The following is a 15,340-nucleotide window of genomic DNA, read 5'->3' on the forward strand; positions in this document are numbered from 1 at the left end:
CACTGATAGCATGCTGGGCGCAATGATCCTGCTGCACCGCTGGCTCGGGATTGCGTTCTGCCTCCTGTTTGCGATGTGGTTCGCAAGCGGGATCGTGATGCACTTCGTTCCGTTTCCCTCGCTGAGTGAAGCGGAACGCTTTGAGGGTCTCGCGCCGTCGGGAAATGTCGGTAGGGCGATCGGGCCGTCGGACGCCGTGGTGGCGAGCGAACTGTCCGACGTGACGCGCGTGCGGCTGATCCGGCGGGGCGACAATCCCGTCTACGTCGTCGTGTCGCCATCGCGGTCGCGTGCCATCCGAGCAACGGACGGCACTGAGGCCACCGTGACATCGCCGGACGTCGCGCTTGCCATCGCGACCGATCATGCGCGACGACGCGGGCTTGATGTTGCCCGCGTGCAAGTCGTCGGTGTTGCCGATTATGATCAATGGAGCGTGCCCAATGGCTTCGACCGGCATCGGCCGCTATTTCGGGTGGCACTCGCCGATGCCGATGGCACGGAGCTTTACGTATCGTCGGTGACAGGCGAGATCGTCCTGGATACGACGCGGCGCGAGCGTGGGTGGAATCTGGTCGGCAGCGTCGTGCACTGGATCTATCCCACCGGCTTGAGGAGCAAGTGGGCGCTCTGGGACAGGGTGGTCTGGACACTCGCGCTGTTCGCGCTGATCGCGGCTGTGCTCGGCGCAGTGCTGGGAATCGCGCGGCTTAAGCTTCGCGGCGGCCGAATGCAGTCGCCTTATCGCGGCTGGCATGTCCTGCATCACGTCATCGGATTATTGGCGACGACCTTCGTGCTGACCTGGGTCTTCAGCGGCTGGCTGTCCATGGATCACGGACGCTTGTTCTCGCGCGGGCAGTTGACGCAGGCCGAAGCCAATGTCGCGGCTGCAGCGCTCGATGGGCCCGCGCTAGCGGCGGTGAATTGGCCGCCGATCCCGCCATCGGCTCGCGAGGTCGAGTGGTTCGCCTTTAACGGCAGAGTCTACCGGCGCGACCGGGTCGGCGTCGGTGAGCAGATCCTGGTCAGGGCAGAGGACTCGAGGTGGGACGAGCAACAGCCATTCTTGAATGCTCGCGATATCTCAGGATTGACCGAGCGTCTTGCGGCCGGATGCGACGTTCCAACGCTGGTCGACGGAAACGATGATTATCCTGCATCGCCCGCGCTGCCGGGTGCGCCCGTCTATCGCACGAGATGCGGCGGCGTTTGGTTTGATATCGACGGTTCGAACGGCGTGGTGCTGCAGAAGCTGGATTCGTCGCGACGTGCTTATCGCTGGCTCTACAGTGCGCTGCACACGCTGGACTTTCCGAGCCTGCTGGCGCATCCGCAACTGCGCAGCGCGCTGATCGTCGGATTGTGTGCCCTCGGATTCCTGTTCTCGCTTACCGGCATTGTCATCGGTTGGCGCCGATTGCGTTACACAATCGGCGCCAACATGTCGCGGCAGTAACGCGCCTCAGGCGTCCGCGGCCTGATTATGTCGTGGTCTGCCTGACAATGCTTCGTCCGACAGCCAGTCGCGCGCCAGATTGACGTCGAGCTGGGAGAGCTGATGTCCGACCGGCAAGACGCGCTCCTCGACGCGCGCGCCTGATGTGGCGAGCGTCCTGGCAAGGCCGTTCACATTACCGGGCGGAACGATCGGATCGTGCTGACCGGAGAGTAGCAACACCGACCTGGCCGCCAGGTCGGCCTGCGGCGGCTTTGCCAATGGTGCCATCGCGCGCAGTAGCACGGCACCGCCCAGGGCTTGCGGCCGAAGCAGCAGCATGGCGGCGGCGATGTTGGCGCCGTTGGAATAGCCGAGCGCCACCGGGGCCGCGATGCCGTACTCGTTGCGCGCGGCATCGACGAAGTCGGCAAGCTCATGCGCGCGGCGCACGACGTCGGTCTCGTCGAACACGCCCTCGGCAAGACGCCGGAAGAAGCGCGGAGCGCCGCCTTCGAGCACTTTCCCCCGTACCGAGAGCAGCGCGCGATCGGGGGCGACCATGCGGCCGAGCGGGATTAGGTCGTTCTCGTCGCCGCCGGTGCCGTGCAGGAGCAGCAGCGGCGCGAGATCGCGCCGCGTGCCTCTCTCGAAGCGGTGCATGAAAGAGAGCTTGCTCATCACGCCGCCTTCTCATCGTCCAGCGGGGCCAGCACGCCTTCGATGTCCTTGCGGTGTGGCTCCAGGAAGGCCGGTAGCTTCAGGGCCTCGCCCAGCGTTGCGACCGGCTCGTCCACGGCGAAGCCGGGGATGTCCGTCGCGATCTCGAACAGGATGCCGCCGGGCTCGCGGAAGTAGATCGAGCGGAAGTAGTTGCGGTCCTTCTGCTCGGTCGGGTGCATGCCGTGCTCGTTCACGAGCTTGCGTGCCATCTGCTCTTGCGCGGCGTCGTCGGCGGCGCGGAACGCAATATGATGCACCGAGCCGCGACCCATGCGGCCGGGCAGAAAGCCCTTGGCCTCGTAGATGTCGACGACGCCACCGACTGCATTCGGTGAACGATAGCGGCTGATCGAACCCTCGCGACCGGCGGCCTCGAAGCCGAGCACATTGGTCAGGATGGCGCCCGTCTTTGCGGCGTCATCCAGCAACAGCGTCACGCCGTGAAAGCCGCGGATCGCGTGCTCGGCCGGGATATCGCCCTGACTCCAGGCGCGCTCGTTCTCGGTGCCGGGCACGCGGACCAAAGCGAGGCTCATGCCGTCAGGGTCGGTGAAGGACAGCACGCTCTCGCCAAAGCGCTTCTCCAGTGCCTCGTGCGCGACGCCCCTCTCGATGAAGCGGTGGGTCCAGTAGCCGATCGAGCGTGCGGGCACGCGAAAGGCGGTCTGCTGGGTTTGCCCGACGCCACCGCGGCCTGGTGCGGCGTGCTCCCATGGGAAGAAGGTGAGGATGGTGCCGGGCGTGCCGCTCTCGTCGCCGTAATAGAAATGATAGGTACCGGGATCATCGAAATTCACGGTCTTCTTGACCAGCCGGAGGCCCAGAAGGTCTCGATAGAACTTCAAGTTCCTCCGTGGGTTACCGGAAATCGCGGTGACGTGGTGAAGGCCGGCCATAGCTTGTCTCCATTTCGTGTGGGCCCGTAGGCTCGTCATGACGGAAATATTGTTCTGCGCTGTTTCAAAGACAATCTGGCCTTTCATGGCATCACTGTCTATGAATTGGAGACAATTGGTCGGTGGGCGGAAATGGACAAGCTGGCAAGCCTGCGAGCCTTCGCGAAGGTGGTCGAGCTCGGCAGCTTTTCTGAAGCGGGTCGCGCGCTGCGATTGTCGCGCTCCGCGGTGAGCAAATATGTCGGCGAGCTCGAGGACGAGCTTGGCGTGCAGCTCTTGAACCGCACCACGCGCCGCGTCAGCCCGACCGAAAACGGCCAGGCCTATTTCGAGCGCGTCCTTGGCATCATCGGCGAGCTCGAGGCCGCGGACCAGGCCGTCACCCAGTCGCAGGCGGCACCGCGGGGATTACTGCGGGTCAATGCGCCGATGTCGTTCGGTACGCTTCGGCTCGGGCCGGCCATCGCCGACTTCATGCAGCGCTATCCCGAGCTTCGCATCCAGCTCGTGCTGAGCGACGAGAATGTTGATCCGCTCCAGGATGGTCTCGACGTCACGTTGCGGATTGCCGACCTGGAGTCGTCGAGCCTGATCGCACGCAAGATCGTACTGATCGCCCGCGTGATCTGTGCTTCACCCGATTACTTCCAAAGGCACGGCGTGCCTTCACATCCCAACGATCTGCGCGACCACAACTGCCTCACCTACGGATTCCTCTCCACCGGCAACCAGTGGAAGCTGTCAGGCAAGGACGGTGATCACTGGATCCAGCCGTCCTGGACGCTATGCGTCAACAATGCTGAAGTGCTGCGCGATGCCGCGGTGGCCGGGCGGGGCATCGCCTTGCTTCCAGTCTTTATCGGCGAGGACGCATTGCAGACGGGACGGCTGCGGACCTGTCTGGATGACTATCATGCCCCGCCGCTGGCACTCTACGCGCTCTATCCGCCGACACGCCATCTCGCACTCAAGGTGCGTCTGTTCATCGATTTTCTGGTGGAGCGGTTCGAGGGCTGATGCGCCGGACGGCTTTCGGTGCAACGCAGCAGAGCGGCGGCCGCGTGCTAACGTTTGCTTGACGCGCGCTGACGTTGTCCGCGCTTGTCGCCGCCAGAAGCTGCGTTCGTTGCGGCCGGCTACACGCCGGCGAGCAGGACGATCGCGGCCATCAGCAGGGCAACGCCGAGCGCCGGGAAGACGAGTGATGTAGTTTCGCTGTTCATGCTGCTAACTTACTGAATCTATTTCGCTTCGCCAGCTATACGATGGCATAGTCGAAAGCACTGAATGGTTCAGTCTGATCGACCGGGAGGTCGGGGATGGAGTGCCGTGCGGGCTGATCGGCCGCTTCCCTCGTCTTGGAGTGGCCGCTACACTCCTCGGTCGAAGCACGTGTCAAGGTGCGCTTGTGGCGGAGCCCAAGGACAAGGATCAACCCGCGACAGTGGTCGTGATCGACGACGATCCGAGCATAAGGCAATCGCTTGGGAATTTGCTGCGGTCGGCCGGATTTCGCGTTAGTCTGATGGGCTCGGTCAGCGAGTTTCTGGATGTGGGGGCGCCGGAAGGACCGACCTGCCTGGTGCTCGATGTCCGTCTCCCGGGGCAGAGCGGACTCGAATTGCAGCGCGAGCTCGGTGCCGGCAAGCGGCAGTTGCCGATCATCTTCATCACCGGCCACGCCGATATCCCGATGTCCGTTCAGGCGATGAAGGGCGGCGCAATCGAATTCCTGACGAAGCCATTTCGCGAGCAGGACCTGCTGGATGCGATTCAGCTTGGCCATGCCCGCGACCGGGCATGGCTCGAGCAGGAGAAGATCGCCGCCGAGCTGAAGGCCCGTTTCGAAACGTTGACGCCGCGGGAGCGCGAAGTCATGGCGCTAGTGGTGAGTGGGCGGCTGAACAAGCAGATCGCGGCGGAGCTCGGCCTCAGCGAGATCACCGTCAAGGTTCATCGCGGCCAGGTGATGCGAAAGATGCATGCGAAATCGCTGCCCGAGCTGTCGCGCATGGCCGACCGGATTTCGCCTGCGTCGAGCAAGCCGAACGGCAGCGGTAAGGTGGCCTGAGGGACAGCAGGCCACATCACGCCAGGGCGTTGCGAATGGCGCCGAGCAGGTCGTTCTCGTTGAATGGCTTGGTAAGCAGGCAATGCACGCCATTTTGCCGGGCGCGAGCCCGCACATGGTCGCTCGGATAGGCGGTTATCAGGATCGTCGGGATATTATGTCCACGCCGCAGCAGCGTCTGGTGCAGATCAAGCCCGCTCATCTTCGGCATGTTGGCGTCGACGACCAAACACCCAACCTGGTCCATCTCGGCAAAGCGCAGAAATTCCTCTGCGGATGCAAAGACCTCCGCGGAAACGCCAATCGAACGCAGCAAGCCACCAACCGCGGTACGGACCGAGTTGTCGTCGTCTACGATCGCGACGAGCTGTCCTGCACGCTGTACCTGCACGATCGCACCCCGAAAATGGGTAATCGCGAGACGACAATGATGATCTCGCATAAGACCGTTGACGCGAGCTTAGGTCCAACGACCAACCGCGGCGAGTATACCAATGTATACTCGGCAGCCGCCGGCTTGCTGGCGCAGCACTCGCGCAGGAAGCGCTAAGGTGCGAGCCGTGCCAGCGTGCCGGCTTGTGCTGCGGCGACGGCATCGGCCGCATCCTCGGGAAGGAGCAGGCGGTCGTCGACCATGCGCGCAGTCGCTGCCTTGACCGCGGCCACATAGGCATCGGGCGTGGGATAGAGCTCCTCGATGGAGGGGCGGGGATCGCCGGCGGCAACGCGCTCTGCGCGCGTGCCGGCAAAGGCGAGCGTACTACCCATCTGCGTACACAGCGTCTGCGCGCCATCCGCTCCGGCAATCGCATTCCATCCCGTGTAGGTCGCGCGGGCCGCAGCAAGCAGCGGCAGCCGGACGCCGGCCAGCGCGTTGCCATCAGCAGCGGCGCGCGGCAGATAGAGCGGGTATTCCCCACGTACCTTCGGCAACGGAGCTGCCTGTTCGATCGCCTCCGCGCGCGCGTATTGGGCACGATAGCCAAGGCCGGGGATAGGCACCGGATAGACATCGCCGGCTGCTACGAGCGTATTCTGTGCGAGTGTCGGATAGCGGCTTGCGGGCGGTGGAATGCCTTCCGTGATCCATGCGCGCAGATCGGTCAGCAGCGCGCGGAAGGCCGGACCGCCATAGACGGGATTGAGCGGCAGCGCGCAGGTCGGCCTGTGGGTGACGACGGCGCTCGCGACGTTGCCGTGCGGGCTGCCGGCGACCATGTAGAGCCGCACCTCGGGCGGCGGCTCCAGATTGTGTCCGCGCGTGTCGGTGACGAGCAAGCTCGCTTCGGACCCCCAGAACTCGAACTCGGAGTCGATCTGCATGATGCGCGGACAGGTGTTGGTGAGACTGCAGCGGAGCAACAGCCCGTCGCGCCGGCCGGTGAACGCATCCTCGGTCACGGCATAGGTGAAGGGAAAACGCAGCACGGGATAGAGCCGATCGAACTCAGGCCCGGGATTACGCCCCGGCTCGGCAAAACGGTCATTGGTGAAGCTGCGCCGGGCGCCCGGGATGATCGGCATCATGGCCTCGAACACGAGACGTCCGGCTTCGTCCTCGTTCATCCCAAAATAAAGCACGTCGCGAAGCACGCGGCCGGACTGCGAGATGCCGAGCCCGATCGCTCGCGAGATGCCGCTCTGGCCATCGGCCGCGAGCGGATTGGCCGGGCCGCGCTCGCGCCGCAGGAAGGCGGTGACGTCGCGGATTGCCGCAAGACCCATGCCGATCATCTTGGGATCGCGTGCCGTGTAAGTCAGCTCGTACAGCGCATCCGGCATCTGGTCGGCCGGGCGCGTGATCTCGATCGTCGTGTCGTCGATGAAGCTGAACTTGAGCTCCGGGGGAGTTTGCCGGGGATCATCGGCGCGGGCATGCACCGACAATCGCGCGCTTGACCTGTCCGCAACGGGATAGCTCAACGTCGCGCGATGCGGGCTTGTCGTGTCGCCAAAACTCCACTCCGCGCGGACCGGCCCGGTGATCCCGGCGATTACCGGAACCTGGATCCCCAGCATGCCGGCGCCTGTGGGCGCATCCGCCTGCCAGCCGGCCCAGACCAGCGTATAGCCCTGCGACAGCAAGAAGCCGCGGCCGGCGTCGTCGGCTTGATCGAGGCGGATGCTTCCCTGGATCGAACTGTTGTCGAACCAGGCCGATATCAGCCTGCGCCCACGGTTCGGTATTTCGAACAGCAGAACGCCGTTCGGGTGCGCGGGACGGAGAATGACGACATCGCTGGTGGCCTCGACCTTGCCTTCTGCATTGCGCGGCGCGCGATCGAGATCGGTGATGACGGCGTTGCGGGGATTGGCCGGATCGAGTGCGATGGTGGCACTCGCCGTGATCTTCTCGACCTGACCGGCGGCGCCAAAGCTGCGGCCTTGCAGCGCAGAAGTGCTGCGATCGAGGATGTTGAAGCGCGTGACCTCTGCGTGGGCCGGCGCAGAGAAGGCGAGCGCGATCAGTCCGCTCAAAAGAGCAGCGTGCCGTACCATGTCGTGTCTCCTCCCAGAGTCAGGACATGATGAGTAGAGCGCGGCAGGCGCGATCTGGCAAGCCGCGCACGAGCGTTGCGTTCAGAGCGAGCTGCCGCCGCAGATGACGAGTTGCTGCCCGGTGATCGCACCGGCTTCCGCCGAGAGCAGGAACGCCACGCTGGCCGCGACTTCCTCGGGGCGAATGAAACGGCCGATCGGCGGCAGCTTGGGTGCCACATCGGCGTGCGTCGGATCCTTCAGCATGGGCGTTTCGGTTGCGGCGGGCGCAACGACGTTCACCGTGATGCCGCGAGGCGCGAGCTCGGCTGCCCATGAACGTGCGAGCGCGACCAGCGCCGCTTTCGTCGCAGCATATTGCCCCCGGCCGGATGCGCCGGATGCGGTCCGGCTGCCGATGAACACGATACGTCCACCCTCGGGCAGGCGCGGCGCCAGCGCATTGGCGAGGCGCTCGGCGACATCGACGTGCAGCCGCCACATCGCGGCGGCGGCGTCATGATTGAGTGAGCCGAGTTGGCCGACCTTGAGGACGCCCGCGGCGTGAACGAGCGCCGTCGGGGCAATGCCGGCCACAGCAGATGCAATGGCGTCGACATTGCCAAAATCCAGCGACAGATGATCGAACGCCGGGTGGTCGATTGGCGCGGGCCGGCGACTGACGCCGGTGACGCGCCAGCCATCGCGGAGGAGACGCTCGACGATCGCAGCTCCAATCCCGGAGCTTGCACCCGTCACGAGCGCGTGAGGCTTCTCGCCCACCATTCTAGTCCCCGGCCGCGCGCGTCGCCCATGGCTCGGTCACGCGAACGTGCTTGATCGCTCGCCGATGGTAGGTGAAGGCCATGTGAAGCGCGCCGTCGGCGGTCTGCTTGATCGAGGGATATGACAGTTCGCGGTTGGTCTGGTCGCGCGAATTGTTGGTCATGCAATAGCCGTCGCCGGTCTCGACGTCGCGTTTGGTCCAGCTCCGTCCGCCGTCGCTCGATACGGCGAGCGTCATCGGTGCCCTCGGCGCGCCCCAGAATGCGGTGCGTCCGTCCGTCTTGGCGTCACCGGCGATCACCGGCGGCAATTCGTCCTCGATCTCGTCGTAGAGCGATAGACGGCGCTCGGTGGCGGCGTTCGCACTGGAGTCATTGAAGACGAGCGCGAGATGTCCGTCGGCAAGCCGCGTGAACTGTATCGAGGATTTGTTGTTCGGGAGGATGGTCGCGACCGGCGCCGACCAGGTGCTGCCGTGATCGCTGGATCGGCTCTGATAGATATTGTCGGCCCAGCGGCTGCGGAACAGTGCGAGCAGCGAGCCATCGTCAAGGCGTTCGATGCACATGTGCACGCAGCCGCGGCTTCCCGGAACGTCCACCTCCCGCCAGGTCGCGCCGGCGTCCGAGGAAATCTTCACAGCGCTGGTGTCCTCGTCGCCGTTCCATTTCCGTCCCGGCGTGCTGTGACAATAGAAGACCGGCAGGAGCCAGTCGCCGTTGTCGAGCACCACGATCGGCTGGCGGATGAAGGTGCCGCGGCCGCGCTGCTCGGCAAACAACGTTTCGATCGGGCCCCAGGTCCGGCCATGGTCGCGCGACAGTCGCCTGCGAACGAAGGCAGTGTCCTGGTTTCCGGCCAGCTGCGCCGTCCACATCAGCCACAGCGTGCCATCAGGGGCAGGGAACAGCACCGGATTCTGCTCGGAACGCCTGGAATCGTCAGACAGCTTCTCGGCCGCCGACCACTGCGTCGCGCCATTGGCAAGGCGCGAGAAATAGACCGAGATGTCGGACATGCCTTCCTGCGTGCCGCCGAACCAGACGCAGCCGAGGTCGCCGTTCGCAAGCGGCATCAGATTTGCCGCGTGGTTCTGCACACAGGGCGATGGAATGAAGGCGTCGTACCTATCAGGATCGCCGGCTGCCCGGCGCACGATACCGTCCGCTGCGATCTCGGTGTCGGCGATCATGTTGAAGTCCTTTCTGCGAGAGCGTTGCCTTGTGCGGCCGTCGGGACGGCGCGCGCAGTGGGCGCGGGGCCGAGGACGAGACGCTCGACCGCCATCACGACGAGCGGTGTCGCCGCTGCAATGTACATGTTGTCGATGCCGAAGGGATTTCCGAGCAGATACCAGACCGTCGTCGAGATTGCTGCGCCGATCAGGCCCGCGGTCGCGCCGCGGTTGCTGGCAAACAGCGGCAGATAGAAGCCCATCATGGCGACGATCGTGATCGACAGCCTGAGCGCGCGGGTGAAGAACGACAGCTTGAGGATCTCGGGAACGAAGAACACGAACACCAGCGGCAAGATGCCGATCACGATGGAGAATACGCGGGTCATCTTCAACTCGCGCTCCGGCGTCGGCTGCCAGTAGGGAACATAGAAGTCACGCACCACGAGCGAGGCGATCGCGAGCGCGACGGTGCAGACGCTGACGAAGATCGAGGCGACCAGCGAGGTCGTCACGAAAGCGGAGGCCAGCGGCGGCATCTTCTCCAGGAACACCGGCAGGGCGTAGAGGCTGTTCATGTCGGGGTAGAGGAATTTTGCCGCGACGCCGATCAGGGCAAGGAGAAAGCCGAGCGGGAGACAGAACGCCGCCGCGTAGAAGGTTGCCTTGCGGGCGTCGTCAGCGCTCGGCGTCGAGGAGATCGCCTGCACGATGAACTGTGTCGAGAAGATCGCGCCGACCGTGCCGAAGGTCCAGGCGAAGATGGTCGTGAAGCCGATCTTGCCGTCCCAGCTGAAGTAATAGGCCGGCAGTTTCGCCTGGATCGGCGCGATCCCGCCGGTCAAGGACATTGCGACCGCGAAGATGATGAGGATGCCGACGACCTTGATCGCACTGTGCAGGATCGTGACCCATGCCACGCCCTTCAAGCCGCCGAACACGTAATAGAACGTAGAGACCACGGCTATGATGCACATCGCAACGGGCAGGCTGATATGCAGTGAGGTGGCGATGGCCGCTGCGCCGCTGATATAGTTGCCGACGTTCACGAGCAGCAGCGCATAGATCATGATCACCGACACGGTGAGCATGGTCGACTTGCCATATTTCTGCGCGATCGCGGCCGAGATCGTGTATTCGCCGGAATTGTAGAGCTTCTTCACCATCAAGAACCCGAACAGAAGGAAGCCGATCGAGGCCCCGAGCACGGCCCATCCGGCGGCCATCCCCGACTGGAACGCTTCCTGCGCCGTACCGACGGTCGACTTGGCGCCGACGAATTCGGACATCATCAGCACGCCGACGACGACGGCGGGCATGGCGCGCGCGCCGGTCATGAACTGATCGCTCGTCCTGCTGCGCAGTTTGATCGTGAGCCACGACGTGAAGGCGATGTAGGCGGCGATCATCGCGACGATGAGCGTGCTCTCTCCATTGAGGATGGCTTGCATCAGTGGTGTTTCCTCTGGTGACGCGGACGCGGTGTTGTGGAGCCCGCTGTGTCCGGTTTCGTCCGATCCTGTTTGATCGGAATGCGAACAAATGTTGTTGGTCGCTATTAGACCTGCCCGGACACCTTCCGTCAAGCGCACGCGTTGATGCGGTGGTGGGCGCACGCCGCCGCGCAATCATTGCGGCAGCGGGCTCAGTTGGTTCCCGATTGAAAGGAGGATCAGCCGCTCATCTGGACCGCGTTGGTCAAGAGCTTGGCGACCCGCAGCACTTCCGGCAGCGCCGATTTCTCGAACGTCTTGATGTCGATGCGGCTCGCGTCGACAGTAAGACTGATACCGGCCACGATGGATTTGTCGGGGCCGAATACGGGTGCGGCGAGGGTGCGCAGGCCATAGGCGTTTTCGCCGTCCGAGACGGCATAGCCCTGCTTGCGCACCTGATCGAGCCGAGTGAGCAACGCCTTCAGGTCTGTCAGTGTGCGCTCCGACAATTTGATCCGCTCGGTGGCCTCAAGCCGCGCGATCTGCTCGTTCTTCGGCAGGCCCGCAAGCATGACGTGGCCGAGCGCGGCGGCATAGGCCTTGATGCGGCTGCCCGGCCTGCGATCGATCTTGTGGCGGTCGAGGCCCGCGCTAACGCGCGCGAGGTAGACGACGTCGCTGCCATCGAGAACGCCGAGCGAGGCGGCGTCACCCAGCGCCGGGACCAGCTCGCGCAGCAGCGGTTCGGCCTGGCCACGCAAATTCCCGGCGGAGAGCGCGGTGTAGCCGAGATCGAGGCATTTCAGGCTGAGACGATAATGACGCGTCGCCTCATTGGCATGGAGGTAGCCGAGCTTGACCAGCGTCTGCACCAGGCGGAACGCCGTGCCACGGTCCATCTCGGCGCGCTCGGCAATCTCGGTGATCGTCAGTTCGAACTCTTCGGCCGAAAAACTCTTCAGCACTGCGAAGGCCTTGGCCACCGAGTTCACGAAATTCTTGGGATTGTCGGCTGGTGATGTGGTCTTGGCCAATGTTCGCTTCCCCTCGTCTGACGTCCGGCGGAAAGAGTTGGAACTCCCCGCGAATCCGCGCTCTACTTCGGCCGGTCCGGCGAGCAGGGAAGCCATTCCGAATGGAAAGGCATGCACTGCTCGCTTGACGGCCGCGGCTGCGAAGTCTAATCACCTCCCCAAGGTTTGACAACAATTGTTCGGATTCCGATCAGTCGATCGGCCGGATGCCAATGGAGGAGTTCTCGCCGTGAACGTTCAGCCCAAAGGCGTGTTTTGCGCGGCCTTGACGCCGCTGGATGCCGATCTTGCGCCGGATCATGGCGTCTTCGTCGAGCATTGTCGCCATCTGCTGAGCGAAGGTTGTGACGGCATTGCCTTGCTGGGCACGACCGGCGAAGCGAACTCGTTTTCGGCGAGCGAGCGCAAGGCGCTGATCGAGAGCGTCGTCGGCGCGGGTATCGCTCCAACAAAACTGCTGCCGGGCACCGGTGTGCCGGCGTTGACCGAAACCGTCGAGCTGACGCGCCATGCCCTCTCGCTCGGTGTCACCACCGTGGTGATGCTGCCGCCGTTCTACTACAAGGACATTACGGACGAGGGCTTATATGCCTCCTATAGCGAGGTCATTCAGCGTGTCGCCGACGCCAGACTCAAGGTCGTGCTCTATCACATCCCCCAGATGTCGCATCAGCCGATCCCGCACGCGGTGATCGCACGGTTGCGCGCGGCCTATCCGGACGTCATCGTCGGCATCAAGGACTCTTCGGGCGACTTCGCCAACATGACGTCGATGATCGAGAAATTCCCGGGCTTCGCGGTGCTCGCGGGCGCCGATCCGCTGTTGCTGCCGCTCCTGAAGAAAGGCGGCGCGGGCTGCATTACCGCGACCTCGAACCTGGTTGCGCGCGATCTTGCCTACGTGTTCCGTCACTATGATGACGACGACGCCACGCTCGAGGCGGCGCAGAACCGGATCATCAAGGCGCGCGAGCGCGTGTCGGTATTCCCGCAGATCGCCTCGCTGAAGACCCTGCTGGCGCAAGAGACCGGGCACGCCGGCTGGCGCCGGCTGCGGCCGCCGCTGCTGCCATTGTCGCAGGAGAATGCCGACAAGCTGCTGGCCACAGGGCTCGTCAAGGAGCAGGTGTGAGGCCGTCGCTCCGCCTTCTCGCCGATGATCTGACCGGTGCGCTGGATACGGCCGCCGAGTTCGTCGGCGTGTGCGGACCGCTTCAAGTGACCTGGGCGCAAGTGACTTGGGCGCAAGTGACTTGGGCAGAGGCGCTGCCTTCGCAGCTTCCTGCCTGCCTCGCGGTTGATACCGGCACGCGCGAGCGCGACAAGGCCGAGAGCGCTGCGATTGTCGAGCGCCTGGCGCCGTTGCTGCGCAATGGGGCGATCGCCTACAAAAAGGTCGACAGCCTGTTGCGCGGTGCCTGGGCTGCCGAGCTCGGGGCCTGCCTGAGATCGGGGCCGTGGAGGTCCTGCATCGTGGCTCCCGCTTTTGCCTATCAGGGACGTCGCACCTATGGCGGCCAGCAATATGCGCGCGCGCATGACGGGACCTGGTCTGCGGTCGGTGACAACCTGCTGGCGCAGCTCGCGGCCGAAGGCCTCGACGCGCAGACCGGTCGGTTCGACGCCGATCTGCCTGACGGCATCAGCGTCTTCGACGCAGAGAGCGAGGATGATCTCGATCGCATCGTTGCAATCGGCCGCCGCGCGTCGCATCCGGTCCTGTGGTGCGGTAGCGGTGGGCTCGCCGGTGCGCTCGCACGCGGCAGCGATGCGTCCGCGCCGTCGGTCTTGCGCAGGCCGGTCCTGGGGCTGTTCGGATCGGACCAGCCTGCGACGGCTGCACAGCTTGCGGCTTGCGGTGAGGCCGTCGTTGCGCTTGCTGAAGCTGGCGAAGACAATGCCGGACTGGTTCGCCCCAAGCTCGCTGCGGAAGGCGTTGCGCTGGTGAAGTTCGACCTCGCGTCCGGTCTGTCCCGCGGTGAGGCGGCGCGTCGCATAGCATGCGGACTCACGTTGCTGACGACGGCGCTCGAGCCGCCGGGCACCCTGATCGTCGCGGGCGGCGAGACCTTGCGGGCATTGTGCCTTGCGCTGGGCGCAAACGCGCTCGAGGTGACCGGCCGCATCATGCCGGGCCTGCCATGCTCGATCATTCGTGGTGGCCGCTGGGACGGCGTCGCGGTGATCTCGAAATCAGGCGCCTTCGGCGCGCCGAACTTGTGGCGAAAGCTGCTGGAAGACAATCGACTGATCAGCGAAAGACACGACACATGACCCATCCGCATCTCGCCATCACCATGGGCGATCCCGCCGGGATCGGTCCGGAAATCATCATCAAGGCCTGCGAGAAGCTGCGGTCGCGGATCGAAGCCGGCGATCTCCGGCTGTTGATCATCGGCAGTGGCGCAGCGTTGAAGAATGCTGCCACGCAACTCGCCGCGAAACTCGACATCCCCGAGGTGCGTTCGTCGGACAAGGACTGGCCGAACCTGTGCTTTCTCCAGGCCGATGATGAAGGCGAGCCGATCAGGCCCGGCGTGCTGACGGCTGACGGCGGCCGCTTCGCGTTCAAGGCGGTAGAGCAGGGCGTGCGCCTGACACAGGGCGGGCGGGTCGGCGGGATCGTCACCGCGCCGTTGAACAAGGAAGCGCTCAACAAGGCGGGTTTCCATTATCCCGGACACACCGAGATGCTGGCCGAACTCACCGGCGTCAAGGGCTCCGTGATGATGCTCGCCCATGGCAACATGCGCGTCAGCCATGTCTCGACCCATGTCGCGCTTCAGGACGTGCCGAAGCGGCTGACGCCGGAACGGCTGCGCTATGTCATCGATCTGACCGACAAGGCGCTGCGCGGCCTCGGCCTGGAAAAGCCGAAGATTGCCGTTGCCGCGCTCAATCCGCACGCCGGCGAGGGCGGATTGTTCGGCCGCCAGGACATTGACGTGTCGGAGCCGACCATCGCGAAGGCCGTTGCCGACGGGCTCAACATCGTCGGGCCTGTACCGGGCGATACCGTGTTCGTGAAACTGCGTGCCGGCCAGTACGACGCCGTGATCGCGATGTATCACGACCAGGGACATATCCCGGTCAAGCTGCTCGGCTTCGAGGTCGATCCTGCCACCGGCCGCTGGCAGGAGCTGTCCGGAGTCAACATCACGCTCGGGCTGCCGATCATCCGTACCTCTGTCGACCACGGCACCGCCTTCGACATCGCCGGCAAGGGCATCGCCAATGAGCGCAGCCTGATCGAGGCGATCGAATATGCCGAACGTCTTGCCGCCAGCGCGACGCGCGCGTGAGC

The 15,340-nt window shown here is 64.5% G+C and carries 14 protein-coding genes; 6 read left to right on the forward strand and 8 right to left on the reverse strand.

All coding sequences use genetic code 11. The annotated features are described in order from the left end of the window. Positions 1–10: 10 nt before the first annotated feature. Positions 11–1,459, forward strand: a complete 1,449-nt coding sequence (locus tag ACV1FX_RS06075; RefSeq protein WP_473116648.1) for a PepSY domain-containing protein — start codon at positions 11–13, stop codon at positions 1,457–1,459. Between the two features lie 6 nt (positions 1,460–1,465). Here the strand turns inward: ACV1FX_RS06075 and ACV1FX_RS06080 are convergent, their stop codons facing one another. After that, a complete protein-coding gene (locus ACV1FX_RS06080; RefSeq protein WP_473116649.1) occupies positions 1,466–2,119 on the reverse strand; it encodes an alpha/beta hydrolase in 654 nt (217 codons plus the stop codon). Further along, positions 2,119–3,057: a ring-cleaving dioxygenase gene (locus ACV1FX_RS06085; protein ID WP_473116650.1), complete on the reverse strand. Its 939-nt coding sequence runs from the start codon at positions 3,055–3,057 to the stop codon at positions 2,119–2,121. The genes ACV1FX_RS06080 and ACV1FX_RS06085 overlap by 1 nt, the downstream gene beginning before the upstream one ends. Positions 3,058–3,189: 132 nt before the next feature. Here ACV1FX_RS06085 and ACV1FX_RS06090 point away from each other — a divergent pair, with 132 nt between their 5' ends. Both ACV1FX_RS06090 and ACV1FX_RS06095 read left to right on the forward strand, forming a co-directional pair. After that, entirely contained in the window at positions 3,190–4,074 is an 885-nt protein-coding gene (locus ACV1FX_RS06090; protein WP_473116651.1) for a LysR family transcriptional regulator, read from the forward strand. Positions 4,075–4,465: 391 nt separating this feature from the next. Then, a complete protein-coding gene (locus tag ACV1FX_RS06095) occupies positions 4,466–5,128 on the forward strand; it encodes a response regulator transcription factor (RefSeq protein WP_473116652.1) in 663 nt (220 codons plus the stop codon). Between the two features lie 16 nt (positions 5,129–5,144). On the opposite strand, the gene ACV1FX_RS06100 is transcribed toward ACV1FX_RS06095, so the two are convergent. From ACV1FX_RS06100 to ACV1FX_RS06125, 6 genes are all read right to left on the reverse strand, one after another. After that, positions 5,145–5,519, reverse strand: a complete 375-nt coding sequence (locus tag ACV1FX_RS06100; protein ID WP_473116653.1) for a response regulator transcription factor — start codon at positions 5,517–5,519, stop codon at positions 5,145–5,147. 155 nt (positions 5,520–5,674) lie between these two features. Further along, positions 5,675–7,627, reverse strand: coding sequence for an alpha/beta hydrolase domain-containing protein (locus ACV1FX_RS06105; protein WP_473116654.1), 1,953 nt, complete (start codon positions 7,625–7,627; stop codon positions 5,675–5,677). Between the two features lie 81 nt (positions 7,628–7,708). Continuing rightward, a complete protein-coding gene (locus tag ACV1FX_RS06110; protein WP_473116655.1) occupies positions 7,709–8,392 on the reverse strand; it encodes an SDR family NAD(P)-dependent oxidoreductase in 684 nt (227 codons plus the stop codon). 1 nt (position 8,393) lies between these two features. After that, positions 8,394–9,584, reverse strand: a complete 1,191-nt coding sequence (locus ACV1FX_RS06115; protein WP_473116656.1) for a sialidase family protein — start codon at positions 9,582–9,584, stop codon at positions 8,394–8,396. Then, positions 9,581–11,017 (reverse strand): sodium:solute symporter family protein, encoded by a 1,437-nt coding sequence (locus ACV1FX_RS06120; protein ID WP_473116657.1) that lies wholly within the window; start codon positions 11,015–11,017, stop codon positions 9,581–9,583. The genes ACV1FX_RS06115 and ACV1FX_RS06120 overlap by 4 nt, the downstream gene beginning before the upstream one ends. A 221-nt stretch (positions 11,018–11,238) precedes the next feature. Then, on the reverse strand, positions 11,239–12,036 hold the full coding sequence (locus ACV1FX_RS06125) for an IclR family transcriptional regulator (protein WP_473116658.1): 798 nt from the start codon (positions 12,034–12,036) through the stop codon (positions 11,239–11,241). Positions 12,037–12,265: 229 nt separating this feature from the next. Between ACV1FX_RS06125 and ACV1FX_RS06130 the strand changes: the two genes are divergently transcribed. From ACV1FX_RS06130 to pdxA, 3 genes are read left to right on the forward strand one after another with little or no spacing between them, the layout of a single operon-like run. Beyond that, positions 12,266–13,168: a dihydrodipicolinate synthase family protein gene (locus ACV1FX_RS06130; protein ID WP_473116659.1), complete on the forward strand. Its 903-nt coding sequence runs from the start codon at positions 12,266–12,268 to the stop codon at positions 13,166–13,168. Beyond that, the gene (locus ACV1FX_RS06135) at positions 13,165–14,310 is read left to right on the forward strand and encodes a four-carbon acid sugar kinase family protein (protein WP_473116660.1); all 1,146 of its coding nucleotides are present in this window, start codon (positions 13,165–13,167) and stop codon (positions 14,308–14,310) included. Before ACV1FX_RS06130 ends, ACV1FX_RS06135 begins: the two co-directional genes overlap by 4 nt. Next, positions 14,307–15,338 (forward strand): 4-hydroxythreonine-4-phosphate dehydrogenase PdxA, encoded by a 1,032-nt coding sequence (pdxA, locus tag ACV1FX_RS06140; protein ID WP_473116661.1) that lies wholly within the window; start codon positions 14,307–14,309, stop codon positions 15,336–15,338. Before ACV1FX_RS06135 ends, pdxA begins: the two co-directional genes overlap by 4 nt. The last annotated feature ends 2 nt before the right edge of the window (positions 15,339–15,340 follow it).

It is taken from the genome of Bradyrhizobium ingae (assembly GCF_055791185.1).